Genomic DNA, 23,582 nt, shown 5'->3' on the forward strand with positions numbered 1-23,582 from the left:
GTGACCGCAAGCCCGCAGCTCACAGATAAACCTTAGGTCTGGAAAACGGCCTCGGAGGTAGACTGACAGCACTGCACGGCGAACAGGCGCAAAAGTGGGTGATAGTTTACCAGATTTTGACTGTTTTGTGGTGGTCATGCGTTGATTTATCACCTAGACCACTGATTTTAATGAAGTTTAATCTGATTGCAGGCATAAAAAAACCCGCCGAAGAGGCGGGTTTTTCGCGTAAATCGTTCTGCCGAAGCAGAAAAAATTAACGCTTGGAGAACTGCGGACGGCGACGTGCTTTACGCAGACCGACTTTCTTACGCTCAACTTTACGCGCGTCACGAGTGACGAAGCCAGCTTTACGCAATTCACCACGCAGAGTCTCGTCGTACTCCATCAGTGCACGGGTGATACCGTGACGGATAGCGCCAGCTTGACCAGAGATGCCACCACCTTTAACGGTGATGTACAAATCGAATTTGCCAACCATGTCGGTCAGTTCCAGCGGTTGACGAACTACCATGCGGGCAGTTTCGCGACCGAAGTACTGTTCCAGGCTACGCTGGTTAATAACGATGTTACCACTGCCCGGCTTGATAAAAACGCGAGCGGCGGAGCTTTTGCGGCGACCAGTGCCGTAGTATTGATTTTCAGCCATTGCCTATAATCCCGATTAGATGTCAAGAACTTGCGGTTGCTGTGCCGCGTGAGTGTGCTCGGTGCCCGCGTAAACTTTCAGTTTACGGAACATTGCACGACCCAACGGACCCTTTGGCAGCATGCCTTTAACCGCGATTTCAATCACGCGCTCAGGACGGCGGGCAATCATCTCTTCAAAGGTCGCTTGCTTGATACCACCGATGTGGCCGGTGTGGTGGTAATACACCTTGTCTGTACGCTTGTTGCCGGTTACAGCAACTTTTTCTGCGTTCAGAACGATGATGTAGTCACCGGTATCAACGTGCGGGGTGTATTCCGCTTTATGCTTGCCGCGCAGACGACGAGCCAGTTCAGTAGCGAGACGGCCTAAAGTTTTACCGTCTGCATCAACAACATACCAGTCACGTTTTACGGTTTCTGGTTTAGCTGTAAAAGTTTTCATTAGAAAGCTTACCCAATAATTTAGTTACACGTAGGTGTTCACCCAACGCTCGAAAACAGTTGAGGCTCACACGACCATACAAGTCCAGCAAACCTACCCCTTCGAATAGCCATTGCCGGCACTATACAAAGTTTTGGGAAAAAAACTTTGTTGTAACGTGGGGTCGCAAGATTATAGAGAAGTCGCTCACAAAGGTCGACCTGTTTTTTCCGGGAAAACGGATTTAGCACAGGGGACCGATTTGGCAACGATAATCGGGGGCGAAACTGGGCCTGAAAGCCAGGCCCGAACGCCTGTTTACGGCAGATGAGGCAGCTTCAGATACTCCTCGCTCTGCATCTCCTGCAGGCGGGACAGGCAACGCTGAAACTCGAACTTCAGTTGTTCACCCTGGTAGATCTCGAACATCGAGGCTTCGGCGGCGATCACCAGTTTGACGTGGCGCTCGTAGAATTCGTCCACCAGCGCCAGGAAGCGGCGGGCGGTGTTTTCCTTCAGCGGCCCCATAATGCGCACATTATACAGCATTACGCTGTGATAGAGGCGTGACAAAGCGATGTAATCCAGTTGGCTACGCGGCTCTTCACACAGGGTATGAAAATCGATCGCCAATACCCCTTCCACCGCGCGCAAGGTGGGCATTGGCCGGTGATTGATTTGCAGCACCGGAGCTTCTTCCCCGGCGTGGCCCGCCAGCTTGAGGAAGATGTGGTCCATCGTGTCCTGCGTTTGCTGGTTGAGCGGGGTCAGATACAGATGGGCCTGCGTCAGGGTTCGCAAGCGATAATCGATGCCCGCATCCACGTTCATTACGTCGCAATACTCGTTGATCAAATCGATCGCCGGTAGGAAGCGTGCGCGTTGCAGCCCGTTACGATACAGGTTGTCCGGAATAATGTTAGAGGTAGCCACCAGCGTAATACCGCGAGCGAACAGCGCCTGCAACAGCGTTGCCAGCAGCATGGCGTCGGTGATGTCGGAGACAAAGAACTCGTCAAAACATAGCACGTCCGTTTGCGCCTTGAAGCCGTCCGCGACGATTTCCAGCGGGTTTTCCTGCCCTTGCAGCTCCGTCAGCTCTTCGTGCACCCGCAGCATAAAGCGGTGAAAGTGCAGCCGCAGTTTGCGATCGCCGGGCAGGCTGTGGAAAAACAGGTCCATCAGCCAGGTTTTACCCCGGCCAACGCCGCCCCACATATACAGCCCCTGCACCGGCCGCTGCGTGGTGGTTTCCTCACTCTTACCTAACCAACGGCTAAGCAGGTTACGGCGCTTGCCAGCGTTAGCGGCGGCGGGAGCTGGTAGCTGCTGCAACGCCTGATAGATCTGATCCAACTGCGTGACGGCCTGGCGCTGAACCGCATCGGCCTGATATTCCCCCGCATCCAGCGCCTGCTGGTAGCGTGATAACGGTGACTGTGCCTGCATGTATTCGCAATCCCTAACAACGCTGAGAATTTATTTATCCAATTTTCGCGGCGGATGGCAGCCGCTTCGCACCCTGATCGCCACATTTATCGGCGTTGTACCCCAAGAAAACCCCTGCAAACTGCAGGTATTGGCTTATCAGGATTCCACTCGGACAAGGTTAACGGTTATAGTGGATATTATTAAGTGAAAAATCCCTGCGGAACAACGAAGTCAAAATAGGAGTCATCATGACCTGGGAGTATGCGCTGATTGGTTTGGTGGTCGGTATCGTGATCGGTGCGGTAGCGATGCGTTTTGGTAACAGTAAATTACGTCAGCAACAGGTGCTGCAAAACGAACTGGATAAAAGCAAAACCGAGCTTGAAGAGTACCGTCAGGAGCTGGTTGGCCATTTTGCCCGCAGTGCCGAACTGCTGGATAACATGGCGCGCGACTATCGCCAGCTGTATCAACATATGGCGAAAAGCTCCAATAACCTGCTGCCGGATCTGCCGATGCAGGACAACCCGTTCCGCTACCGTCTGTCCGAATCGGAAGCGGATAACGATCAGGCTCCGGTGGAGATGCCTCGTGACTACTCCGAAGGGGCATCTGGCCTGCTGCGCGGCGCTCCACGCGGTAACTGATTCCCCGTTATACTGACCCGTGGGGCGATCCCACGGGTTGTTCACTTTGTTCGTCCCTAATTCCCCGCCCTGACCATGCTTACTCTTGACGATTAAGTGAACTTTTCGCGTAAATTCATTGTCCTAGACTACACAAATGGTATTGCTATGGCAGTATCGTAAAAAATTTCACCGGCAGATTTTGAGAGAGCTATAACCAATGATGAAAAGATCTTTAATTCTTAGTGCATTAGCAATGAGCATTAGCCTGGCATTTGCCTCCGTCCCGGCAGCCAACGCAGCCATGCCGGCCGCCGTTGCGGGTGAATCGCTGCCGAGCCTGGCACCCATGCTGGAAAAAGTGCTGCCCGCCGTGGTTAGCGTGCGTGTAGAAGGCACCCAGGTACAACGCCAGCCACAGCTGCCAGAGCAGTTTAAATTCTTCTTTGGCCCGAACATGCCTACACCGAAAGAAAGCACTCGCCCGTTTGAAGGGCTGGGTTCCGGTGTGATTATCGACGCGGCGAAGGGCTACATCCTTACCAACAACCACGTCATCAACAACGCCGACAAGATCAGCGTGCAGCTCAATGATGGCCGCGAATATGACGCCAAGCTGATTGGCCGCGACGAACAGTCTGACATTGCACTGCTGCAGGTCAGCGATGTCAAAAACCTGACGGCGGTAAAAATCGCCGATTCCGACAAGCTGCGTGTTGGTGACTTCGCCGTAGCCGTCGGTAACCCGTTCGGCCTTGGTCAGACGGCAACCTCCGGCATTATCTCCGCACTGGGCCGTAGCGGCCTGAGCCTGGAAGGGTTGGAAAACTTCATCCAGACCGATGCCTCCATCAACCGTGGCAACTCCGGCGGCGCGCTGGTGAACCTGAATGGTGAGCTGATCGGTATCAACACCGCGATCCTGGCACCGGGCGGCGGCAACATCGGTATCGGCTTCGCCATTCCAAGTAACATGGCACAGAGCCTGAGCAAGCAGCTGATTGAGTTTGGTGAAGTGAAGCGCGGCCTGCTGGGCATTAAAGGCAGTGAAATGACCGCCGATATGGCGAAGGCATTCAATACGGATGCCCAACGCGGAGCCTTTGTCAGTGAAGTCATGCCAAAATCTGCCGCAGCCAAAGCCGGGATCAAAGCCGGCGATATTCTGGTCTCCCTGGATGGCAAACCGATCAGTAGCTTTGCCGAGCTGCGTGCCAAAGTGGGCACCACCGCACCGGGCACCACCGTTAAAATAGGCCTGCTGCGTGAAGGCAAACCTATGGACGTTGCCGTCACCCTGGATAACAGCGAAAGCGTATCAACCAATGCCGAAACGCTGTCGCCTGCGCTGCAAGGTGCCTCCCTCACCAACGGTGCGCTGCCAAACGGTGATAAAGGCGTGAAGATCGACAAGGTGGATAAAGGCACTCCGGCAGCACAGTTTGGCCTGCAGAAAGGGGATGTGATCATCGGCGTCAACCGTCAGCGCGTTGAAAACATCAATGCACTGCGTAAACTGCTTGAAGCTAAACCGGCGGTGATGGCGTTGAACATCGTACGTGGCGACGAAAACATTTATCTGTTGCTACGTTAATTTGTTGCGAAACCGGGCGCGCCAGCATACTGCGCCCGGTTAACTCGTGCTATCCTCCGTTCATCTTCCTCAACACTAACTAAAACTCTATGTTTGCTAAGCTCTTGCGTTCTATTGTTATTGGTTTGGTCGTTGCCGGTATACTGCTGGCCGCCCTGCCCGTATTGCGTTCTACCAATAACATATTCGCCAGCAAATCTGAGAATACCAGCGATCAAACGCCGGCCAGCTATAACACCGGCGTGCGCCGGGCTGCCCCTGCCGTCGTCAACATCTACAACCGCAACATCAGCGGCGCGACCAACGTGCTCTCCCTGGGTTCCGGTGTGATCATGAACGATCGCGGCTATATCATTACCAACCGCCACGTGATCAAAGACGCCCAGCAGATCACCGCCGTACTGCAAGATGGCCGTCGCTATGAGGCGTTATTGGTCGGCTCCGATAGCCTGACCGACCTGGCCGTGCTGAAAATCGATCCGGGCAACTTGCCAGTGATCCCAATTAATACCGCACGCCCCGCACGTATCGGTGATGTGGCGCTGGCGATCGGTAACCCGTACAACCTTGGGCAAACCGTTACCCAGGGCATTATCAGCGCTACCGGGCGTATCAGCCTGAGTACCACCGGGCGACAAACCTTCCTGCAAACCGATGCTTCCATCAACCGGGGTAACTCCGGTGGTGCGTTGGTTAACTCCCTGGGTGAGCTGATGGGCATCAACACGCTGACCTACGACAAGATCACCGATGGCGAAACGCCAGAGGGGCTAGGCTTTGCCATCCCGGTAGAACTGGCAACCAAGATCATGGATAAGCTGATCCGTGATGGCCGGGTGATCCGCGGCTACTTTGGTATTCAGGGCAAAGAGATTATCCCGGTGCGCACCTCGGCGACCGGCATCGATCGCCTGCAGGGGATCATAGTGACCGAAATTACCCCTAACGGCCCGGCCGCCAATGCGGGGTTCCGTATTAATGACATCATCATTAACGTCGATAACAAACCGGCGGTGTCGGTATTAGAGACGATGGACCAGGTGGCGGAGATCCGCCCTGGGACGGAGATCCCGGTGGTGGTGCTGCGCGATGGGCAACGCATTACGCTGCATATGGCGGTGGGTGAGTTCCCAGAGGATAATAATTAGTCAGCAAAAAGCCCGGCGAGCCGGGCTTTATTCGCACAAACAGGCTAAAATTCTCGATTACTCGCCTTTCACACGTTCAATATTGGCACCCAGCGCACGCAGTTTGTCTTCAATGCGCTCGTAGCCACGGTCGATGTGATAAATACGATCCACCACCGTTACGCCTTCGGCAATACAACCTGCCAATACCAGGCTGGCAGAGGCTCGCAGATCGGTCGCCATCACCTGTGCACCAGAAAGTTGCTCTACGCCGTGGCAAATCACGGTGTTGCTCTCGATTTCCGCGTGTGCGCCCATACGGATCAGCTCAGGCACGTGCATAAAGCGGTTTTCGAAGATCGTCTCGGTGATCACGCCGGTCCCTTCCGCTACCAGGTTCAACAGGCTGAACTGCGCCTGCATATCGGTTGGGAAACCAGGGTGTGGAGCCGTGCGCAGGGTTACCGCTTTCGGGCGCTTGCCATGCATGTCCAGGCTGATCCAGTCTTCACCCACTTCGATATCGGCCCCTGCTTCACGCAGTTTGGCCAACACCGCATCCAGCGTATCTGGACGGGTATTACGGCACAGCACCTTGCCACCGGAAACGGCAGCGGCAACCAGGAAGGTACCGGTTTCGATACGGTCTGGCAGCACACGGTAAACCCCGCCACCCAGGCGCTCAACGCCTTCGATGGTGATCCTGTCCGTGCCCGCGCCGCTGATTTTGGCACCCAGCGTGTTGAGGAAGTTGGCGGTATCGACGATTTCCGGCTCACGTGCCGCGTTCTCGATGATGGTGGTACCGGTCGCCAGGGTTGCCGCACTCATGATGGTGACGGTCGCGCCTACGCTGACCTTATCCATCACGATATGTGCGCCCTTCAGGCGCCCTTCCACAGAGGCCTTGACGTAGCCCTCTTCCAGTTTGATTTCCGCACCCAGTTGCTCCAGGCCGGTAATATGCAGGTCAACCGGACGTGCGCCGATGGCACAGCCACCTGGCAGCGATACCTGGCCACGGCCAAAGCGCGCTACCAGCGGCCCCAATGCCCAAATGGAGGCACGCATGGTTTTCACCAGATCGTAGGGAGCGCAAAACTCGTTCACGCCGCTGGCATCAACATAGACCGAGCCATTACGCTCGATCTTGGTACCCAACTGGCTGAGCAGTTTGATGGTGGTGTCAATGTCCTTCAGCTTCGGGACGTTTTGCAGTTCGACAGGCTCTTCCGCCAGCAAGGCGGCAAACAGGATCGGCAGGGCGGCGTTTTTCGCCCCGGAAATGGTCACTTCACCGCTAAGACGGGTCCGGCCATGCACACGAAATTTATCCATTTAACTACTCTCTGTTATCTGTTCTGAGCTGCCTGCCCGCTGGGCAAACAGCCTTAAAATCCGTTGAGTTTGCGATCCCGCTGCCACTCTTCTGGGGTATATGCCTTGATCGACAAAGCATGAATGCGGTTGTCCGCGATGTATTCCATCAGCGGCGCATAGACGGCTTGCTGTTTCTTGACGCGGCTCATGGTGGCAAACAGTTCACCCACGGCGATCACCTGAAAATGGCTGCCATCGCCGGTCACATGCGCTTCTTCCAGTGCCAGCGCCTTCATCAGCACGTCTTTAATTTCGCTATTTTCCATAGTATCCAATTCTGCATCGAAGGATCATAGTCACCAGTGGCGACTTCTTGACGTCTATCTTAGTGGAATCCGCCGCTTTCTTAAACCAAAGAAAAAGCCCCCGAGTAGCAGGGGCCTTTAACTGATTTTTTCCGGTCAACCCGCCGAAAATGTGGCTAACTAGCGGTTTCGACAGGCATTATTGCTGACAAATTGTAGAGCGTGATCAGCGTTTGCAACCGTTCTGTGATACCGGAAATTTTTATCTCAATTCCCTGCTGGCGCCGTTGCTCACGTAAATGCAGCAGCAGGGCCAGGCCGGCAGAGTCCACGCGCTGCAGTTGAGCCACATCAATCACGGTTTTGTCTGCCAACAGCGTCTCACGTTGCTGCCACAGCGGCAATAACGTCTCACGATCCAGCTCGCCGCTCAGCACCAGCGTTTGCTGTTGTGATGTCCAACTCAGCGCTGCGACCATCAGTTTTTCTGATCCAGAGTGATTGGCTGTTTGGCGGCCGCTTGCAGCTGCTGGGTCAAACCGTCTACGCCTTTGAGGCGCAGAGTCGATGCCCACTCATTCTGCTTGGTGGTGATCATGCTGACGCCTTCGGCAATCATGTCATACGCCTGCCAGTGACCGGTTTTGCTGTTCTTACGCCATTGGAAATCCAGACGCACCGGCGGGCGCCCCCCTTTATCGATGATGGTCACGCGGATCGCGATGATATCGGCATTGCCTAGCGGCTGCTCCGGTTCGATCTGATAGGTCTGGCCCTGGTACATGGCTAACGCCTGGCCATACGCCTGCTCCAGATAAGCCTGGAAGGCGGCGAAGTAAGCTTCGCGCTGGGCTGGCGTGGCGTCTTTGTAGTAACGGCCCAGCACCAACGCACCCGCGTATTTCACCTGCACGAACGGCATCAGCTCTTCATGCACGATGGTGCGCAGGTAGTTGGGATCCTGCTTGATTTTTGGCTGCTCACTTTTCAGTCGGGTGAAGGTTTTCTGCGCAGCGTCTTGCATCAGGCTGTATGGGTTAGTCTGATCGACCGCATTAGCCAGCGGTGCAACCACCAGCAGGGCAACCATTAAAAAACGTTTAAACATGCAGGTTTCCTCGATTAATGACTTGTAGCGGAATGCGCAGCGGCATCCGGAACTGATGTAGGTGCTGCTGCAGCGTCTGGTGAGTTCGGGCTATCCTGACCACCGCTCTTATAGAGGAACTGGCCGATCAAGTCTTCCAGCACCATGGCTGATTTGGTGTCCTGAATGGTCCCACCATCCTTAAGGATAGTCGTGCCCATCTCGGGATCTTCAAAACCGACATTCAGCGCCAGATACTGTTCACCCAGCAGGCCGGAGGTGCGGATCGCCAGCGAACTGGTGTCCGGGATCTGGTTGTATTGTTGCTGGATATCCAACGCCACGCGTGGCGTGTAGGTCTTCGGGTCGAGCGAGATAGCTGCAACCCGACCAATCATCACCCCACCAATCTTCACCGGTGAACGCGCTTTCAAACCACCGATATTATCGAAGGTGGCGTAGATACGGTAAGTCGGTTCATTACCGATCGATTTAATATTGGCCACCTGGAGGCAGAGGAAGATGATGGCGCACAGCGCAATCAGCATAAACGCCCCAACCCAGATTTCACTCTTCTTCGTTTGCATCACATCAATTCCCAAACATCAGTGCAGTCAGCACGAAATCCAATCCCAACACAGCCAGTGACGAATGTACCACGGTCCTTGTCGTTGCCTGACTAATCCCTTCAGAGGTCGGTACGGCATCGTAACCATTGAAGATCGCAATCCAGCTAACGGTAATGGCAAACACCACGCTCTTGATCAGGCAGTTAAGTAAATCCTGACGCCATTCAACGGCCCCTTGCATCGCCGACCAGAAGAAACCACTGTCGATCCCCTTCCAGTCCACGCCAACAATCGCGCCGCCCCAGATGCCGATGGCCACGAAAATAATCGTCAGCAACGGCATGCTGATAAGACCGGCCCAGAAACGTGGGGCAACAATACGCCGCAGCGGATCGATCGCCATCATTTCCAGGCTGGAAAGCTGCTCAGTGGCCTTCATCAGACCGATTTCGGCCGTCAGAGCCGAACCGGCGCGGCCAGCGAACAGCAGAGCGGTCACTACCGGCCCCAGCTCACGCAGCAATGACAACGCCACCATCATGCCCAGGCTGGCCTCGGCACTGTAGGTGGTAAGGACGATGTAACCTTGCAACCCCAACACCATGCCGATAAACAAGCCGGAAACCATGATGATCAGCAGCGACTGAACGCCCACACTGTGTAGCTGTTTGAGCAGCAGCGGCCATTGTTTACGCGGCTCCGGGCGCCCGATCAGCGCGTGGAACAGCATCAGCCCGGCGCGTCCAAAGGCTGCGCTGGTGTTGATACCACGGCGTCCTAACGACGCTAACGCCTTTAAAAACATGAGGTTATTTACTCCCTTCCCCTAAAAGCTCTGTCTGATAATCACCGGCGGGGTAACGGAACGGTACCGGCCCATCGGCAATACCATCCAGAAACTGACGCACTCGCGCATCAGGATTGTTCTGTAATTGCGTTGCCGAGCCTTCGGCAATCACATGGTGATCCGCCACAATATAGGCGTAATCCGCGATACTCAAGACTTCTGGCACATCATGGGATACCACGATGCAGGTGATCCCGAGCGCGTTATTCAGCTCATCGATCAGCTTGACCAGCACGCCCATGGTGATCGGATCCTGGCCAACGAAAGGCTCGTCGAACATGATCAATGTCGGATCTAACGCGATAGCACGCGCCAAGGCCGCTCGCCGTGCCATACCGCCAGAAAGTTCGTTCGGCATCAGATCTGCCGCGCCGCGTAGCCCTACGGCTTCCAACTTCATCAGCACCGTGCTGCGCAGGATCGGCTCCGGCAGGCGGCTGTGTTCACGCAGCGGGTAGGCCACGTTCTCAAATACCGTCAGATCGGTGAACAGCGCTCCCGACTGAAACAGCATGCTCATCTTCTTGCGTGACTCATACAACTGATGGCGCGACAGCGCCGGGATGTTGTCCCCATCAAACCAGATCTCACCGCAGTCTGGGTTCAACTGGCCACCAATCAGGCGTAACAGCGTGGTTTTACCAATGCCGGACGGCCCCATGATGGCCGTCACTTTGCCACGGGGAACCGTCAGGTTGATGTCTTCGAATATCAGCCGATCGCCGCGAGAGAAGCTCATGCCGCGCACTTCGACCAGATTATCTGCCTTCTGGTGCATGTTTATTGATCCTGTACAGGCTATTTTTTTGCCAAATCATCCGTGATGGTAAAGCAATAGGGGCAATACGTCCTATTTTTACCGAAACTTGCCCACAATGCGCTACCAATGATGCCATAGGTTTTACTTTTAGGCTCCAGACGGTCAAAATTAGGAAATAACGCAAAAAATAAAGTCTGACTGATGACAAACTGAGAATGTTTCTGAGGGCGCAGCATGCGGCGCCCCTACAAAGCCAGTTCATCAGGATTAGTCGCAGTCTTATGGTTCGATCTTTTACCGGGAAAATTCGTTGTTTTGCACAACGTAGGGTAAGCAAGCTGGCCGATGATGGTCTTTAACCAACGAACCGGGATGATACCCCAATATAGGACCCTGAATGTTTCTCGCGATAGTGCTGTTGATCGTTGGTTTATTTTTACTGGTGTATGGGGCGGATAGATTAGTTTATGGTGCGGCGGTGATTAGCCGTTCGCTGGGGGTTCCCCCGTTGATTATCGGCATGACGATAGTCGGTATCGGCACGTCACTGCCAGAATTGATTGTGTCGGTCACCGCCGCCCTTAATGGGCAGACCAACCTGGCGGTGGGCAACGTGATTGGCTCCAACATCACCAATATTTTACTGATCCTGGGGGTGGCAGCCCTGATCCATCCGCTGTCGGTTCGCTCCGAAGTGTTAAGGCGTGAACTGCCGCTGATGCTGGGGGTTATCCTGTTGTGCGGCTATGTGCTGATGGATAACACCCTGAGCCGCTTCGATGGCGTACTGCTGCTGTTGGCCGCCACCGGTTTTATTCTGCTGATGCTGAAAATCGCCAGGCTGGCGCAACGTGAAGGCAACGACAGCCTGACGGTGGAGCAACTCGCCGAACTGCCGCAGGACAGCAGCAACACCGTGGCCATTCTCTGGCTGGTGCTGGCCTTCATTATTCTACCGCTGTCATCAAGGATGATCATCGATAACGCTTCGGTGATTGCCCACTACTTTGGCCTGAGTGAACTGGTGGTTGGCCTGACGATTATCGCCATCGGCACCAGCCTGCCCGAACTGGCCACCTCGATCGCCGGAGCACTAAAAGGCGAAGATGATATGGCGGTAGGGAATATCATCGGCTCGACGATTTTTAACACGGTGATCGTACTGGGCGTCCCTGCCCTGCTATCACCGGGCAGTATCGATCCCGCCGCCTTCCAGCGCGATTACTGGGTGATGCTGGCGGCCGGTATCCTGCTTGCCGCGCTGTGTATTGGCCGCAAACATCGTATCGGTCATCTGGCGGGAGCTCTGTTATTATGTGGCTTTATTGCGTATCTTGCAGTGCTGTTCTTTAACCCTTTCAGTACGTTCGGCTAACCGTTGAGAATGAGTATGTCATCTAACCAGTTGCAACCGGGCTTTGACTTTCAGCAGGCCGGCAAAGAAGTGCTTCAGATTGAGCGTGATGGCCTGGCCCAGCTTGATCAGTACATCAATGCCGATTTTACCCGGGCATGTGAAGCGATCGCCGGATGCTGCGGTAAAGTCGTGGTCATGGGTATGGGCAAATCCGGCCATATCGGCTGCAAAATTGCCGCCACGCTGGCCAGTACCGGAACCCCAGCGTTCTTCGTGCATCCCGCGGAGGCTAGCCACGGCGATCTGGGCATGGTGTCGGCACAGGACATCGTGTTGGCGATTTCCAACTCCGGTGAGTCGAACGAAATTCTGGCGCTGATCCCGGTGTTGAAACGCCAGCAGATCCCACTGATTTGCATGACCAACAATCCGGAAAGCTCGATGGGCAAGGCGGCAGACGTGCATCTGTGCATCAAGGTACCGCAGGAGGCTTGCCCTCTGGGTTTGGCCCCCACCACCAGCACCACCGCCACCTTGGTCATGGGCGATGCATTAGCCGTAGCGCTGCTGAAGGCCCGGGGCTTCACACCGGAAGATTTCGCCCTGTCTCACCCTGGTGGAGCTTTGGGCCGCCGCTTGCTGCTGCGCGTTAGTGATATCATGCACAGCGGCGATGAAATTCCGCACGTCAGCCCCGAAGCCTCGCTGCGCGACGCGCTGCTGGAGATCACCCGTAAAAACCTGGGCATGACGGTGATCTGCGACGATCTAATGAAGATCGCCGGTATTTTTACCGACGGTGACTTACGCCGGGTGTTCGATATGGGCATCGATCTGAATAATGCCAACATCACCGACGTCATGACGCTGGGCGGTATCCGGGTGCGCCCGAACCTGCTGGCGGTCGATGCGCTCAATCTGATGCAGCAACGCCATATCACCGCCGTGCTGGTTGCCGATGGCGACCAATTGCTGGGTGTGGTACATATGCATGACATGCTGCGCGCTGGCGTCGTTTAATGAAAGGAACGAACTGCATGAGTCTGGTTGAAACCTGTTACGGGCCGGTAGCTGAAGAAGTCATGGCCCGCGCCGGGAAAATCCGCCTGTTGATTTGTGATGTCGACGGCGTGCTGTCAGACGGCCTGATCTACATGGGCAATAACGGTGAAGAGCTGAAAGCCTTCAACGTCCGTGACGGCTACGGCATCCGCTGCCTGAAAACCTCGGGTATCGAGGTGGCCATCATCACCGGGCGTTCGGCCAAACTGCTGGAAGACCGGGCAAAAACGTTGGATATCACCCATCTGTATCAAGGGCAGTCCGATAAGCTTTTGGCCTTCCGTGAACTGTTGGATAAACTGTCCCTGATGCCAGATGAAATCGCCTACATCGGCGACGATCTGATCGACTGGCCGGTCATGGCCGAAGTCGGTCTGGCCGTCGCGGTGGCCGATGCGCATCCATTATTGTTACCTCGCGCCCATTATGTCACCCGTATCAACGGTGGCCGTGGTGCGGTGCGCGAGCTGTGCGACCTGATCCTGCTGGCGCAAAACAAGCTGGAGGACGCCAAAGGGCTGTCAATATGAGTAAAACCAAACTTTGGATCACCCTCTTGCTGACCGTGATCGCGCTGGCGCTGATTGGCTGGAACATGGCCGATTTCAGCGATGACGACAATTCGGTACCGGTCAACAACCAAGACCCGACCTATCAGAGCCAGCATACCGTGACTGTGGTATACAATCCGGCCGGGCAGCTAAGCTATAAGCTGGTGGCAGAAGAGGTTAAATATTACACCGCTGATGAGTTAAGCTGGTTCACCCAGCCGGTGATGACGCTGTTTGATGAGCATGCCGTGGCCACCTGGTCAATACGCGCCGATCGCGCCAAGCTGACCAAAAACCGCATGCTGTATCTGTACGGTCACGTAGAGGTGAACAGTTTGACAACCACCTCACAGCTGGAAAAAATTAAAACCGATAATGCCCAGATTAATCTGGTCACCCAGGACGTTTCTTCCGATGATGAAGTCACCCTGTTCGGCACGAATTTCACCTCTAACGGCATGAAAATGCGTGGTAATCTGCGGAAAAAAACCGCTGAGCTGATTGATAAGGTCAAGACCAACTATGAAATTCAGAACCAAAAGCCAACTCCGTAATCTGTTGATCGTCAGCCTCGTTTTGACCGCCAGCTCCCCCGCATTGGCGTTGAAATCCGACTCTGACCAACCGGTAAGTATCGACTCGCTGAAACAGTCGCTGGATATGCAGAGCAACGTCAGCACCTTTACCGACAACGTGGTGATCAAGCAGGGCACCATCGAGATCAAGGCCGATAAGGTCGTGGTCACGCGCCCGGGTGGCGATCAGAATAAAACCTATATTGAAGCGTTCGGCAATCCGGTAACCTTCTACCAGATGCAGGACAACGGCAAGCCGGTGAAAGGCCATGCGCAGAAAGTTCGTTACGACGTCGCGCCGCAGCTGATCACCCTCACCGGCAACGCCTATCTGGAACAGCTCGATAGCAACGTGAAGGGCGACCGTATTACCTATCTGGTGCCACAGCAGCAGATGCAGGCGTTCAGCGATAAAGGCAAACGCGTAACCACGGTTCTGGTGCCATCACAGTTGCAAGACAAAAACGGTCAAAAGAAGAGTAACTAATTACTTATGGCAACACTCATCGCAGAAAACCTGGCGAAAGCCTACAAAGGCCGCAAAGTCGTTGAAGACGTGAGCCTGAAAGTGAAATCTGGCGAGATCGTCGGCCTGCTGGGGCCAAACGGTGCCGGTAAGACCACCACTTTCTACATGGTGGTCGGCATCGTTCAGCGCGACGCCGGGCGCATCGTGATCGATGACGAAGATATCAGTATCCTGCCGCTGCACGCCCGCGCACGCCGCGGTATCGGTTACCTGCCGCAGGAAGCCTCTATCTTCCGCCGCCTGAGTGTTTACGACAATCTGATGGCGGTGCTGGAGATCCGCGCCGATCTCACCAGTGAGCAACGCAACGATCGGGCTATCGAGCTGCTGGAAGAGTTTCATATCTCCCACCTGCGTGACAACCTGGGCCAATCGCTGTCCGGTGGTGAACGCCGCCGCGTGGAGATTGCCCGTGCGTTGGCCGCCAACCCGAAATTTATCCTGCTGGATGAACCTTTCGCCGGGGTTGACCCGATTTCCGTTATCGATATCAAGAAAATCATCGAGCACCTGCGCGACAGCGGCCTTGGCGTGCTGATCACCGATCATAACGTGCGCGAGACGCTAGACGTGTGCGAACGTGCCTATATCGTCAGCCAGGGCAAGCTGATTGCCCACGGCACGCCGGACGCCATCCTGGCCGATGAGCAGGTGAAACGCGTTTATCTGGGCGAAGAGTTCCGCCTGTAGGTTCCAGCGGCAGGCCAGCAGGCCGCCGTTAACGGAAGTAGCAGAAGATTATGAAGCAAGGTTTGCAACTCAGGCTCAGCCAGCAACTGGCCATGACCCCCCAACTTCAGCAGGCGATCCGCCTGTTGCAGCTGTCCACGCTTGAGCTCCAGCAGGAGATCCAACTGGCGCTAGAGAGCAACCCTCTGCTTGAACAGACCGAAGACCAGCACGAAGAGATCGACACCAAAGAAAGCGTCGAGACCGAAGGGCTAGACACCCGCGAAGCGCTGGAACAGAAGGACATGCCCGAAGAGCTGCCTTTGGATGCCACCTGGGATGAGATCTATACCGCGGGCACCCCGTCCGGCACCGGTACCGACTATGGCGATGACGAACTGCCGGTCTATCAGGGCGAAACCACGCAAACGCTGCAGGACTACCTGATGTGGCAAGTGGATCTGACACCGTTCTCTGACACCGATGCCGCCATCGCCACCTCGATCGTCGACGCCGTCGATGACACCGGCTATCTCACCGTACCGCTGGAAGACATTCTGGAGAGTATGGGTGACGATAACGTGACGATGGACGAGGTCGAAGCGGTATTGAAGCGCGTACAGCGTTTTGATCCGGTCGGCGTCGCGGCGCGCGATCTGCGTGACTGCCTGCTGATCCAGCTTTCCCAGTATGCCAAAGACACGCCCTATCTGGCGGAGGCCCGCCTGATCGTCAGCGAGCATCTGGATTTGCTGGCCAACCACGACTTTCGCACCCTGATGCGAACAACTCGCTTAAAAGAAGATACACTGAAAGAAGCGATGGTGTTGATCCACTCGCTCGATCCGCGCCCTGGGCAGTCGATCAATACCGGTGAATCCGAGTATGTGATCCCGGACGTGTTGGTGCGCAAGGTGCAGGACAAGTGGGTGGTAGAGCTTAATGCAGACAGCATCCCACGGCTGAAAATCAACCAGCAATATGCGGCACTGGGCAACACGGTGCGCAACGATGCCGACGGCCAGTATATCCGCAGCAATTTGCAGGAAGCGAAGTGGCTGATCAAGAGCCTGGAAAGCCGGAACGACACGCTGCTCAAGGTGACCCGCTGTATTGTCGAACAGCAGGAGGCGTTCTTTGAACAGGGTGCAGAATTTATGAAGCCCATGGTGCTGGCGGATATCGCCCAGGCCGTGGAAATGCATGAATCGACAATCTCACGCGTGACGACGCAGAAATTCCTGCACAGCCCGCGTGGTATTTTCGAATTGAAGTATTTCTTCTCCAGCCATGTGAATACCGACAGCGGTGGCGAAGCCTCCTCTACGGCGATCCGGGCGTTAGTGAAGAAATTGATCGCGGCGGAAAACCCTGCCAAACCGCTTAGCGACAGCAAGCTGACCACCATGCTTTCCGATCAGGGGATCATGGTGGCGCGGCGCACCGTTGCCAAGTACCGAGAGTCTTTGTCCATCCCGCCGTCCAACCAGCGTAAACAGTTGGTTTGACCTCTATAGAGAAGGAAGACATTATGCAGCTCAACATTACCGGACACCATGTCGAAGTCACCGAACCAATGCGTGAGTTCGTCAACACCAAGTTTGCCAAACTCGAGCAGTATTTTGACCGCATTAACCAGGTATATGTCGTACTCAGTGTGGAAAAAGTGCAGCAGATTGCGGAAGCAACGGTGCATGTGAATGGGGGCGAGTTGCACGCCACCTCGGAAAAAGAAGATATGTATGCCGCAATTGACTGCCTGATCGACAAACTGGCGCGTCAATTGAACAAACATAAAGACAAACTAAAGCAACACTGACATTCTGGGCCGTTATGCGATGCGTAATGGCCCACATCGTAGTCGCATTGGCTACACGGCAACCCTCGGCGCAGCACCTGTATAGGTATGCGCCGATAAGCCATCAGGGTTAAACAGGCGAAAAACCGTTTCATGAAGGTTATCAACGCAAGCCTGCTTTCCAATGGTAAAGCAGGCTTGCAATAAAGCGACAGGACGCGGTTTTAAGTGAAGATGAGATGAACAACGAAATAATGCAATTAAGCTCGGTGTTAAACATCGAGTGCACCAGAAGCTCGGTACACTGCACCAGCAAGAAACGGGCTTTGGAAATTATCAGCGAGCTGGCGGCCAAGCAGCTCAACCTACCTTCGCAGGTGGTGTTTGACGCAGTACTCACCCGGGAACGTATGGGCAGTACCGGTATCGGCAACGGTATCGCGATCCCACACGGCAAACTGGAAGAGGACACTTTGCGGGCCGTTGGCGTGTTTATCCGCCTTGAGCAACCTATCGCCTTTGATGCCATTGATAATCAACCGGTCGATCTGCTGTTCGCCTTGCTGGTACCGGCCGATCAATGTAAAACTCACTTGCATACGCTATCGCTGGTTGCCAAACGGCTGGCCGACAAAACCGTGTGCCGCCGCCTGCGCGCAGCGCTGAGCGACGAGGAGCTGTATCAGATCATCACCGAGTAACCAGCGGCTGGCGTGACTTTCCGCCATGAAAACGCTACTGTTTTACTTACGATATATCCGGGCCGTGGCCCGGATAATAGATCCTAACGGTGGCGATGAGCGCCATTGAGATGCAAGGGGAGTTACCACATGGTGCTGATGATTGTCAGCGGCCGTTCCGGTTCGGGGAAATCCGTCGCCTTGCGGGCGTTGGAAGACATGGGTTTTTACTGCGTTGATAACCTGCCCGTGGTGTTGTTGCCACAGCTGGCCCAGACGCTGGCCGAACGTAATAGCTCCGCTGCGGTAAGCATCGACGTCCGTAACATGCCGGAATCGCCGGAAGTGTTTGAATATGCAATGACCCAGCTGCCGGAGAGCTTCACGCCGCAGCTGCTGTTCCTTGATGCCGATCGCAACACCCTGATCCGCCGCTACAGCGACACCCGTCGCCTGCATCCTCTGTCTGCCAAGAACCTGTCGCTGGAAAGCGCGATCGATGAAGAAAGCGATCTGCTTGAGCCACTGCGTTCCCGTGCCGATCTGATTATCGATACCTCGGAAATGTCGGTGCACGAGTTGGCGGAAATGCTGCGTACCCGTCTGTTGGGCAAACGCGAACGCGAGCTGACGATGGTGTTCGAATCCTTCGGCTTCAAGCACGGCATTCCTATCGATGCCGATTACGTGTTCGACGTACGCTTCCTGCCCAACCCGCACTGGGACCCTAAACTGCGCCCGATGACCGGTCTGGATAAGCCCGTGGCCTCGTTCCTCGATCGCCACACCGAAGTGCACAACTTCATCTACCAGACTCGTAGCTATCTGGAACAGTGGCTGCCGATGCTGGAGACCAACAACCGCAGCTATCTGACCGTCGCCATTGGCTGTACCGGCGGTAAGCACCGTTCGGTGTACGTGGCTGAACAGTTGGCGGATTATTTCCGTTCACGCGGCAAGAACGTGCAATCCCGTCACCGCACACTGGAAAAGCGTAAACAACAATGACGGTCAAGCAGACGGTTGAGATCAAGAACAAGCTGGGCATGCACGCACGCCCGGCTATGAAGCTGTTTGAGCTGGTGCAGAGTTTTGACGCCGAAGTGCTGCTGCGTAATGACAGCGGCACCGAAGCGGAAGCCAGCAGCGTAATTGCGCTGCTGATGCTGGATTCCGCCCAGGGCCGCCAGATCGAAATTGAAGCCACCGGGCCGCAGGAAGAACAGGCACTGGCAGCGGTGATTGAGCTGTTTAATTCAGGCTTCGACGAAGATTAATGGGAGCGGAGATCCTCCGCCCCTAAAAAAACAACGGCAATCAGTATCTGACCATCACCGATTTCAACTCGGTATAATGCTCGATAAACGCGCTGCCGAACTCTCTGCCCATCCCCGACGATTTCACCCCACCGAATGGCAACGCCGGATCGAGGAATGTGTGCATATTGATCCACAAGGTGCCCACTTCAATCCGCGGGATCATGCGCATCGCCTTGCTGAGATCGTTGGTCCACAGGCTGGCGGCCAGGCCATAAGGCGAATCGTTGATCATGGCGATCATCTGCTCTTCATCCTCATAGGCCAGGAAAGTGCCCACCGGGCCAAAGGTCTCCTCACGCATTAACGCATCATGCGGCCCATTAGCGCGGATCGCCGTCGGCGCAACAAAGAAGCCTGGACCTGCCAACGCCTGACCGCCGCAGACGATCTGGCTGCCATCAGCCCGTGCCTTGTCAAACAGCGCCAGTACCTTGCGGTAATGTGCCTCGTTGGCCAATGGCCCCACTTCGGTACTCTCATCCAGCGGTGAGCCCACCTTCATGGCCGCCAAGCGCTGCGTCAGCTTTGCCAGTACCTCATCGATATGGCTGGCAGGCAGGTAGAAACGCTCTGCTGCGGCACAGATCTGGCCCTGATTCAGATAGCCCGCCTCGATAATCCCGTCGACCATCTTGTCGACCGAGACGTCCGCCAGAAACGCGGCGGCATTCTTACCCCCCAGTTCCAGCGTGGTACGCACAATCCCTTGCTCCATCGCCGCTTTCCCCACCGCGATCCCGGTAGGCACCGAGCCGGTGAAGGTCACTTTGGCGCAACGCGGATGGGCGATAAGCATAGGGCCAAGGCGTGCGCCTGAACCGTTGATCACGTTGAGTGCACCAGCCGGGATGCCCGCCTCCGTTGCCAATTCCGCCACCCGCAGCATGGTTAACGGCGTATACTCACTCGGCTTGAGCACTACCGTACAGCCACAGGTGAGCGCCGCAGCCAGCTTCCAGATGGCGATCATGATCGAGAAGTTCCACGGAATGATGCCGACCACCACGCCCAACGGCTCACGCCGGGTGAATGCGCTGTATTGCTCACCCTGGAAGGAAGGCAATGAAACGTTCAACGTTTCTCCGCTGATTTTGCTCGACCAACCGGCAAAGTAGCGCAGGAACTGCGAGGCCATATCGATTTCCAGCCCGCGAGACAGCTGAATGGTTTTGCCGGAACACAGGCTTTCCAGCTGCGCCAGTTCCTCACGATGGGTTTGCAGCAGATCGGCCAGGCGCGTCAGGCAGTTGCCACGCTCCAAGGGAGAAACCTGTGCCCAACTACCGTGGAAAGCGCCAAAGGCCGCCTGCATTGCCGCATCGACTTCAGCCTGGCCGCCTTCATTCACCTGCGCAATGGCCAGCCCGGTTGCCGGGTTAACCACCGCAAACCTTTCTACGCCTGCCCCAGCCACCGGTTGGCCATGAATGTAATGGCCCTGCTGGCGGTCCAGAAAGGCCGTGACCTGTGGCAACAGTGTAATATCCGTCATCGCATCGCCCTCCTTGCGGGTTAGCCTTCGACAATCGCCAGATAGTGCTTCACAAAACGATCCGAGGTGATTTCCCAGCGCACCGGGGTGCCCTTCTCAACAAACCAGGAATCTCCGGCCTGATACTGTACCGACTCGCCGGTGTTTTCATTGGTCAGCGTTGCCGTGCCTTCCCATACCGTGGCATGTTCCGCAAACGGATATTCCATCACGAAGGTGCCACGGGTACAGCTGAAGACACCGCAGTTGAGGTTGTCCGTTGGCGCGCCAAAAATCATCGCCACGCCGACGTTGGGTTCACCGGCGACCACCGTGGCCCCCAGGTTGCTGACGCTGCCAATCTGTTGCAGTTCTGGTAGCGCTTGTTTAAGCAGTAATGGTTTCATGGTTTTTCCTTATAGATTAGTGGTCAGAATTAACGACGCCCCTTCCAGTAGCCGGAAGTCTGGTGCCAAACCTTGCCCGCAGTGGTCATCACACGGCGCAGCTTGTCTTTACCAAAAATATCCACGTGCGGGATCGAACTCATCAGGTCATAGCGATCGGACCCCTCACTCATTCCTTCCGCCAACACCTTGCAAACGATATGGCTCGGTGTCACCCCAAAGCCGGAATAGCCCTGCACGTAAAACACGTTATCGTGCTGCGGTAAGGTGCCGATCTGCGGGAACAGGTTGGCGCTGCAACACAGCGGCCCGCCCCAGGCCAGGTCGATCTTCACGTCCTTCAGATACGGGAACACTTTCAGCATCAGGTTGCGGTTCCAGGCCTTCAGGTCTGAAGGGATATATTCGACCAGCCGGGTGGCGCTACCGAACAACAGGCGGTTCTCGTTGGTGACGCGGTAATAGTCGATCACCGGCCGGATATCGCTGTAAGCCCCACGGATCGGGCTGATCTGGCGGATCAGCTCGTCAGACAGCGGTTCTGTCGCCAACTGGAAGGCGTAGGTATTGATGGTCTTTTTGTAGATAAAGGGATCCATGCCGTTGAGGAAGCCGTTGCAGGCCCACAGCATCTTGTTGGCGCGTACCGATCCCATGGCGGTACGCACGGTAATGCGCGGGCCGTATTCCACATTCAGCACGTTGCTGTTTTCGAAGATTTTCACCCCGTAACCACTCAGCGCCTGCGCCTCCCCCAATAGCAGGTTGAGAGAATGAACGTGGCCACCCCCCATGTGTTTCAGCGCACAGGTATAAGCATCAGACCCCACCACCTGCTTCACTTCGGAGCCGGTATAGAGCTCGATCTCTTCATCCGGTGAGACCGCTTTGAATTCTTTGAGCCAGGAACGCAGGGTCTTTTCCTGCCTGGCGTTGCTGCCGAGGTAGCCATAGCCAAAGCAGAAATCGGCATCGATGGCGTACTTTTTAATCCGCTCGCGGATAATCCCGGCACCAAGGTTACTGATCTTGAAGATGGTTTCTAACCCTGCCGGGCCAACGTGGCGCTTGATCTTCTCCAGATCGTGGCCGATCCCGGCCATCACCTGGCCACCGTTGCGGCCCGTCCCGCCGTAGCCCAGATGACGGCCCTCCAGAATAGCGATATTGGTGATGCCTTTTTCCGCCAGTTCCAGCGCCGTATTAATGCCGGAGAAGCCACCGCCGATGATCACCACGTCAACATCCAGATCCTCTTCCAGCGTGGGGAAGCGCAGATCGTATTTCTTGGTCGCCGCGTAGTAGGTTAACGATTCGATTTGATTATTCATTGCTGCACTCCCTTTACCCATTGCCTTAGCCTGGATTATCAGCAGAGCGTGGGTGGGCGGCTATGTCCCTTTAGGGACATTCGCAACACTTTTTTAACATTATGCCGTACGGCGCAGGGGGGGACTCAAGAACAGGCTGAACAACTCGGCCTGAGAACCAATATTCAGCTTGCCGTAAATATTCTTGCGATGATTTTTTACCGTGCCCAGGCTGATAAACAGACGTTCGGCGATCTGCTGCGATCCGTTGCCGCTCAGGATCAGATCGACGATCTCACGTTCACGCGGGCTTAACGCATAGCGCGCCTGGGCTGCGCTATCTACCAGAGGGGCGGAGGGAGTGGGCACATTAGCCGCGACCACCACTTCCCCATGCAGCCGTGCCACGCTTTTTACCAGCGTCAACGCACCACGCAGGTCAGCCAGTTGGGGATAACGCACGCCAACCGTTTGCCGGGCCGAGCCGAAAAATATGCCTAGTCCGCGTTCCGGCGTCAGTTGCAGCAACACGCCAGCCTCGTCGTGCCAGCCGGTTTTACGGTAAAAGTTACGGTAGTAATCCGTCTGGTAAAAACCACAGGGAGCCAGTTGCCGCAGCGTAAACACATCGCCATGGCCGCCGCCGTTCAGCGCCTGGTAAAAGGGATCTTCAAGGTAAGCACCCTGCTGGTAAATCTGGTTTACCGCATCGCTGTTTTCTTTCTCGGTTTTCATCAGGCAGCGCGGTGCCTGACCATATTCGAAGGCATAGACGATGGCATTATCAAAGGCGAAGAAACCCTCTAGATAACCCAGCAGGCTGGCATAGAATTGGCGGGTAGCGACTGCGTCGATCACCGCCGATAATCTTTCGACCTGAATACTCATTTCGCCCCCACAATCATTAATAAATTAACAATCAACCTTTCCCAACGAATCAGCGACCGATATTGGGCCAATAGGCTATAAAAAGCATTCAATTGGCCAGAATGCAAGGGTATTACTGTTTACATGTTAATCAAATCACAAGTTAGGTCCTTACAACGATTACCCACACAAATTGAATTGATTAATATCTTAACAATTTCGCGTTAAGCGACGGAAAAGCGTTGGTTC

28 protein-coding genes are annotated in these 23,582 nt (G+C 55.2%); 14 read left to right on the top strand and 14 right to left on the bottom strand.

What is annotated here, in order from left to right:
* Nucleotides 1–256: 256 nt before the first annotated feature.
* From rpsI to zapE, 3 genes are all read right to left on the bottom strand, one after another.
* The gene (gene rpsI / locus AC6HVW_RS15790; RefSeq protein WP_021180677.1) at nt 257–649 is read right to left on the bottom strand and encodes a 30S ribosomal protein S9; all 393 of its coding nucleotides are present in this window, start codon (nt 647–649) and stop codon (nt 257–259) included.
* Between the two features lie 15 nt (nt 650–664).
* A complete protein-coding gene (gene rplM, locus AC6HVW_RS15795; RefSeq protein ID WP_021180678.1) occupies nt 665–1,093 on the bottom strand; it encodes a 50S ribosomal protein L13 in 429 nt (142 codons plus the stop codon).
* A gap of 297 nt (nt 1,094–1,390) precedes the next feature.
* On the bottom strand, nt 1,391–2,521 hold the full coding sequence (gene zapE / locus AC6HVW_RS15800; RefSeq protein ID WP_021180679.1) for a cell division protein ZapE: 1,131 nt from the start codon (nt 2,519–2,521) through the stop codon (nt 1,391–1,393).
* A 230-nt stretch (nt 2,522–2,751) separates the two neighbouring features.
* On the opposite strand from zapE, the gene zapG reads away from it, so the two are divergent.
* The 3 genes from zapG (at nt 2,752) to degS (ending at nt 5,871) form a co-directional block, all read left to right on the top strand.
* Nucleotides 2,752–3,150: a Z-ring associated protein ZapG gene (gene zapG / locus AC6HVW_RS15805; protein WP_071682627.1), complete on the top strand. Its 399-nt coding sequence runs from the start codon at nt 2,752–2,754 to the stop codon at nt 3,148–3,150.
* Nucleotides 3,151–3,349: 199 nt separating this feature from the next.
* Nucleotides 3,350–4,723: a serine endoprotease DegQ gene (gene degQ / locus AC6HVW_RS15810; protein WP_071682628.1), complete on the top strand. Its 1,374-nt coding sequence runs from the start codon at nt 3,350–3,352 to the stop codon at nt 4,721–4,723.
* Between the two features lie 89 nt (nt 4,724–4,812).
* Entirely contained in the window at nt 4,813–5,871 is a 1,059-nt protein-coding gene (gene degS, locus AC6HVW_RS15815; RefSeq protein ID WP_071682629.1) for an outer membrane-stress sensor serine endopeptidase DegS, read from the top strand.
* Nucleotides 5,872–5,928: 57 nt separating this feature from the next.
* Here degS and murA read toward each other — a convergent pair whose 3' ends face one another.
* From murA to mlaF, 7 genes are all read right to left on the bottom strand, one after another.
* The gene (murA, locus tag AC6HVW_RS15820) at nt 5,929–7,188 is read right to left on the bottom strand and encodes a UDP-N-acetylglucosamine 1-carboxyvinyltransferase (RefSeq protein WP_021180688.1); all 1,260 of its coding nucleotides are present in this window, start codon (nt 7,186–7,188) and stop codon (nt 5,929–5,931) included.
* A gap of 53 nt (nt 7,189–7,241) precedes the next feature.
* Nucleotides 7,242–7,496, bottom strand: coding sequence for a BolA family iron metabolism protein IbaG (gene ibaG, locus AC6HVW_RS15825; protein WP_021180689.1), 255 nt, complete (start codon nt 7,494–7,496; stop codon nt 7,242–7,244).
* A gap of 155 nt (nt 7,497–7,651) precedes the next feature.
* Entirely contained in the window at nt 7,652–7,954 is a 303-nt protein-coding gene (gene mlaB / locus AC6HVW_RS15830; RefSeq protein ID WP_021806952.1) for a lipid asymmetry maintenance protein MlaB, read from the bottom strand.
* The gene (mlaC, locus tag AC6HVW_RS15835; protein WP_021806953.1) at nt 7,954–8,583 is read right to left on the bottom strand and encodes a phospholipid-binding protein MlaC; all 630 of its coding nucleotides are present in this window, start codon (nt 8,581–8,583) and stop codon (nt 7,954–7,956) included. Before mlaC ends, mlaB begins: the two co-directional genes overlap by 1 nt.
* A 14-nt stretch (nt 8,584–8,597) precedes the next feature.
* Nucleotides 8,598–9,149: an outer membrane lipid asymmetry maintenance protein MlaD gene (gene mlaD, locus AC6HVW_RS15840; protein ID WP_021806954.1), complete on the bottom strand. Its 552-nt coding sequence runs from the start codon at nt 9,147–9,149 to the stop codon at nt 8,598–8,600.
* A 4-nt stretch (nt 9,150–9,153) separates the two neighbouring features.
* Nucleotides 9,154–9,936, bottom strand: a complete 783-nt coding sequence (gene mlaE / locus AC6HVW_RS15845) for a lipid asymmetry maintenance ABC transporter permease subunit MlaE (protein ID WP_021806955.1) — start codon at nt 9,934–9,936, stop codon at nt 9,154–9,156.
* Nucleotides 9,937–9,940: 4 nt separating this feature from the next.
* Nucleotides 9,941–10,756, bottom strand: coding sequence for a phospholipid ABC transporter ATP-binding protein MlaF (gene mlaF / locus AC6HVW_RS15850; protein ID WP_071682631.1), 816 nt, complete (start codon nt 10,754–10,756; stop codon nt 9,941–9,943).
* Between the two features lie 379 nt (nt 10,757–11,135).
* On the opposite strand from mlaF, the gene AC6HVW_RS15855 reads away from it, so the two are divergent.
* The 11 genes from AC6HVW_RS15855 (at nt 11,136) to npr (ending at nt 19,236) form a co-directional block, all read left to right on the top strand.
* On the top strand, nt 11,136–12,113 hold the full coding sequence (locus tag AC6HVW_RS15855) for a calcium/sodium antiporter (protein ID WP_021806956.1): 978 nt from the start codon (nt 11,136–11,138) through the stop codon (nt 12,111–12,113).
* Between the two features lie 15 nt (nt 12,114–12,128).
* The gene (gene kdsD, locus AC6HVW_RS15860; protein ID WP_071682633.1) at nt 12,129–13,115 is read left to right on the top strand and encodes an arabinose-5-phosphate isomerase KdsD; all 987 of its coding nucleotides are present in this window, start codon (nt 12,129–12,131) and stop codon (nt 13,113–13,115) included.
* A gap of 17 nt (nt 13,116–13,132) precedes the next feature.
* Nucleotides 13,133–13,687: a 3-deoxy-manno-octulosonate-8-phosphatase KdsC gene (gene kdsC / locus AC6HVW_RS15865; protein WP_024483713.1), complete on the top strand. Its 555-nt coding sequence runs from the start codon at nt 13,133–13,135 to the stop codon at nt 13,685–13,687.
* Nucleotides 13,684–14,262, top strand: coding sequence for an LPS export ABC transporter periplasmic protein LptC (gene lptC, locus AC6HVW_RS15870; RefSeq protein ID WP_071682634.1), 579 nt, complete (start codon nt 13,684–13,686; stop codon nt 14,260–14,262). Before kdsC ends, lptC begins: the two co-directional genes overlap by 4 nt.
* Complete coding sequence (gene lptA / locus AC6HVW_RS15875) at nt 14,231–14,770, top strand: lipopolysaccharide ABC transporter substrate-binding protein LptA (protein ID WP_021180699.1); 540 nt, start codon at nt 14,231–14,233, stop codon at nt 14,768–14,770. The genes lptC and lptA overlap by 32 nt, the downstream gene beginning before the upstream one ends.
* Before the next feature lie 6 nt (nt 14,771–14,776).
* The gene (gene lptB / locus AC6HVW_RS15880) at nt 14,777–15,502 is read left to right on the top strand and encodes an LPS export ABC transporter ATP-binding protein (protein ID WP_071682635.1); all 726 of its coding nucleotides are present in this window, start codon (nt 14,777–14,779) and stop codon (nt 15,500–15,502) included.
* Nucleotides 15,503–15,552: 50 nt separating this feature from the next.
* Complete coding sequence (gene rpoN, locus AC6HVW_RS15885; RefSeq protein ID WP_071682636.1) at nt 15,553–16,989, top strand: RNA polymerase factor sigma-54; 1,437 nt, start codon at nt 15,553–15,555, stop codon at nt 16,987–16,989.
* A gap of 23 nt (nt 16,990–17,012) precedes the next feature.
* Nucleotides 17,013–17,300, top strand: coding sequence for a ribosome hibernation promoting factor (gene hpf, locus AC6HVW_RS15890; protein WP_021180702.1), 288 nt, complete (start codon nt 17,013–17,015; stop codon nt 17,298–17,300).
* 218 nt (nt 17,301–17,518) lie between these two features.
* Complete coding sequence (gene ptsN / locus AC6HVW_RS15895; RefSeq protein WP_024483720.1) at nt 17,519–17,980, top strand: PTS IIA-like nitrogen regulatory protein PtsN; 462 nt, start codon at nt 17,519–17,521, stop codon at nt 17,978–17,980.
* Nucleotides 17,981–18,109: 129 nt separating this feature from the next.
* Entirely contained in the window at nt 18,110–18,967 is an 858-nt protein-coding gene (gene rapZ, locus AC6HVW_RS15900) for an RNase adapter RapZ (RefSeq protein WP_021180704.1), read from the top strand.
* Complete coding sequence (npr, locus tag AC6HVW_RS15905; protein ID WP_021180705.1) at nt 18,964–19,236, top strand: PTS phosphocarrier protein NPr; 273 nt, start codon at nt 18,964–18,966, stop codon at nt 19,234–19,236. The genes rapZ and npr overlap by 4 nt, the downstream gene beginning before the upstream one ends.
* Before the next feature lie 40 nt (nt 19,237–19,276).
* On the opposite strand, the gene AC6HVW_RS15910 is transcribed toward npr, so the two are convergent.
* The 4 genes from AC6HVW_RS15910 to AC6HVW_RS15925 all read right to left on the bottom strand — a co-directional run bounded on the left by AC6HVW_RS15910 (nt 19,277) and on the right by AC6HVW_RS15925 (nt 23,354).
* On the bottom strand, nt 19,277–20,770 hold the full coding sequence (locus AC6HVW_RS15910) for an aldehyde dehydrogenase family protein (protein ID WP_071682637.1): 1,494 nt from the start codon (nt 20,768–20,770) through the stop codon (nt 19,277–19,279).
* Nucleotides 20,771–20,790: 20 nt separating this feature from the next.
* Entirely contained in the window at nt 20,791–21,156 is a 366-nt protein-coding gene (locus tag AC6HVW_RS15915; protein WP_021180707.1) for a cupin domain-containing protein, read from the bottom strand.
* Between the two features lie 29 nt (nt 21,157–21,185).
* Nucleotides 21,186–22,487 (bottom strand): NAD(P)/FAD-dependent oxidoreductase, encoded by a 1,302-nt coding sequence (locus AC6HVW_RS15920; protein ID WP_021806964.1) that lies wholly within the window; start codon nt 22,485–22,487, stop codon nt 21,186–21,188.
* A 99-nt stretch (nt 22,488–22,586) separates the two neighbouring features.
* Nucleotides 22,587–23,354 (bottom strand): response regulator transcription factor, encoded by a 768-nt coding sequence (locus tag AC6HVW_RS15925; protein ID WP_071682638.1) that lies wholly within the window; start codon nt 23,352–23,354, stop codon nt 22,587–22,589.
* Between the last annotated feature and the right edge of the window lie 228 nt (nt 23,355–23,582).

It is taken from the genome of Serratia sp. NCCP-200 (assembly GCF_059697885.1).

What these genes read in the sequence shown, in the direction of transcription:
- rpsI (WP_021180677.1), bottom strand. Translation starts at nt 649, where the DNA reads ATGGCTGAAAATCAATACTACGGCACTGGTCGCCGCAAAAGCTCCGCC.
- rplM (WP_021180678.1), bottom strand. Translation starts at nt 1,093, where the DNA reads ATGAAAACTTTTACAGCTAAACCAGAAACCGTAAAACGTGACTGGTAT.
- zapE (WP_021180679.1), bottom strand. Translation starts at nt 2,521, where the DNA reads ATGCAGGCACAGTCACCGTTATCACGCTACCAGCAGGCGCTGGATGCG.
- zapG (WP_071682627.1), top strand. Translation starts at nt 2,752, where the DNA reads ATGACCTGGGAGTATGCGCTGATTGGTTTGGTGGTCGGTATCGTGATC.
- degQ (WP_071682628.1), top strand. Translation starts at nt 3,350, where the DNA reads ATGATGAAAAGATCTTTAATTCTTAGTGCATTAGCAATGAGCATTAGC.
- degS (WP_071682629.1), top strand. Translation starts at nt 4,813, where the DNA reads ATGTTTGCTAAGCTCTTGCGTTCTATTGTTATTGGTTTGGTCGTTGCC.
- murA (WP_021180688.1), bottom strand. Translation starts at nt 7,188, where the DNA reads ATGGATAAATTTCGTGTGCATGGCCGGACCCGTCTTAGCGGTGAAGTG.
- ibaG (WP_021180689.1), bottom strand. Translation starts at nt 7,496, where the DNA reads ATGGAAAATAGCGAAATTAAAGACGTGCTGATGAAGGCGCTGGCACTG.
- mlaB (WP_021806952.1), bottom strand. Translation starts at nt 7,954, where the DNA reads ATGGTCGCAGCGCTGAGTTGGACATCACAACAGCAAACGCTGGTGCTG.
- mlaC (WP_021806953.1), bottom strand. Translation starts at nt 8,583, where the DNA reads ATGTTTAAACGTTTTTTAATGGTTGCCCTGCTGGTGGTTGCACCGCTG.
- mlaD (WP_021806954.1), bottom strand. Translation starts at nt 9,149, where the DNA reads ATGCAAACGAAGAAGAGTGAAATCTGGGTTGGGGCGTTTATGCTGATT.
- mlaE (WP_021806955.1), bottom strand. Translation starts at nt 9,936, where the DNA reads ATGTTTTTAAAGGCGTTAGCGTCGTTAGGACGCCGTGGTATCAACACC.
- mlaF (WP_071682631.1), bottom strand. Translation starts at nt 10,756, where the DNA reads ATGCACCAGAAGGCAGATAATCTGGTCGAAGTGCGCGGCATGAGCTTC.
- AC6HVW_RS15855 (WP_021806956.1), top strand. Translation starts at nt 11,136, where the DNA reads ATGTTTCTCGCGATAGTGCTGTTGATCGTTGGTTTATTTTTACTGGTG.
- kdsD (WP_071682633.1), top strand. Translation starts at nt 12,129, where the DNA reads ATGTCATCTAACCAGTTGCAACCGGGCTTTGACTTTCAGCAGGCCGGC.
- kdsC (WP_024483713.1), top strand. Translation starts at nt 13,133, where the DNA reads ATGAGTCTGGTTGAAACCTGTTACGGGCCGGTAGCTGAAGAAGTCATG.
- lptC (WP_071682634.1), top strand. Translation starts at nt 13,684, where the DNA reads ATGAGTAAAACCAAACTTTGGATCACCCTCTTGCTGACCGTGATCGCG.
- lptA (WP_021180699.1), top strand. Translation starts at nt 14,231, where the DNA reads ATGAAATTCAGAACCAAAAGCCAACTCCGTAATCTGTTGATCGTCAGC.
- lptB (WP_071682635.1), top strand. Translation starts at nt 14,777, where the DNA reads ATGGCAACACTCATCGCAGAAAACCTGGCGAAAGCCTACAAAGGCCGC.
- rpoN (WP_071682636.1), top strand. Translation starts at nt 15,553, where the DNA reads ATGAAGCAAGGTTTGCAACTCAGGCTCAGCCAGCAACTGGCCATGACC.
- hpf (WP_021180702.1), top strand. Translation starts at nt 17,013, where the DNA reads ATGCAGCTCAACATTACCGGACACCATGTCGAAGTCACCGAACCAATG.
- ptsN (WP_024483720.1), top strand. Translation starts at nt 17,519, where the DNA reads ATGAACAACGAAATAATGCAATTAAGCTCGGTGTTAAACATCGAGTGC.
- rapZ (WP_021180704.1), top strand. Translation starts at nt 18,110, where the DNA reads ATGGTGCTGATGATTGTCAGCGGCCGTTCCGGTTCGGGGAAATCCGTC.
- npr (WP_021180705.1), top strand. Translation starts at nt 18,964, where the DNA reads ATGACGGTCAAGCAGACGGTTGAGATCAAGAACAAGCTGGGCATGCAC.
- AC6HVW_RS15910 (WP_071682637.1), bottom strand. Translation starts at nt 20,770, where the DNA reads ATGACGGATATTACACTGTTGCCACAGGTCACGGCCTTTCTGGACCGC.
- AC6HVW_RS15915 (WP_021180707.1), bottom strand. Translation starts at nt 21,156, where the DNA reads ATGAAACCATTACTGCTTAAACAAGCGCTACCAGAACTGCAACAGATT.
- AC6HVW_RS15920 (WP_021806964.1), bottom strand. Translation starts at nt 22,487, where the DNA reads ATGAATAATCAAATCGAATCGTTAACCTACTACGCGGCGACCAAGAAA.
- AC6HVW_RS15925 (WP_071682638.1), bottom strand. Translation starts at nt 23,354, where the DNA reads ATGAGTATTCAGGTCGAAAGATTATCGGCGGTGATCGACGCAGTCGCT.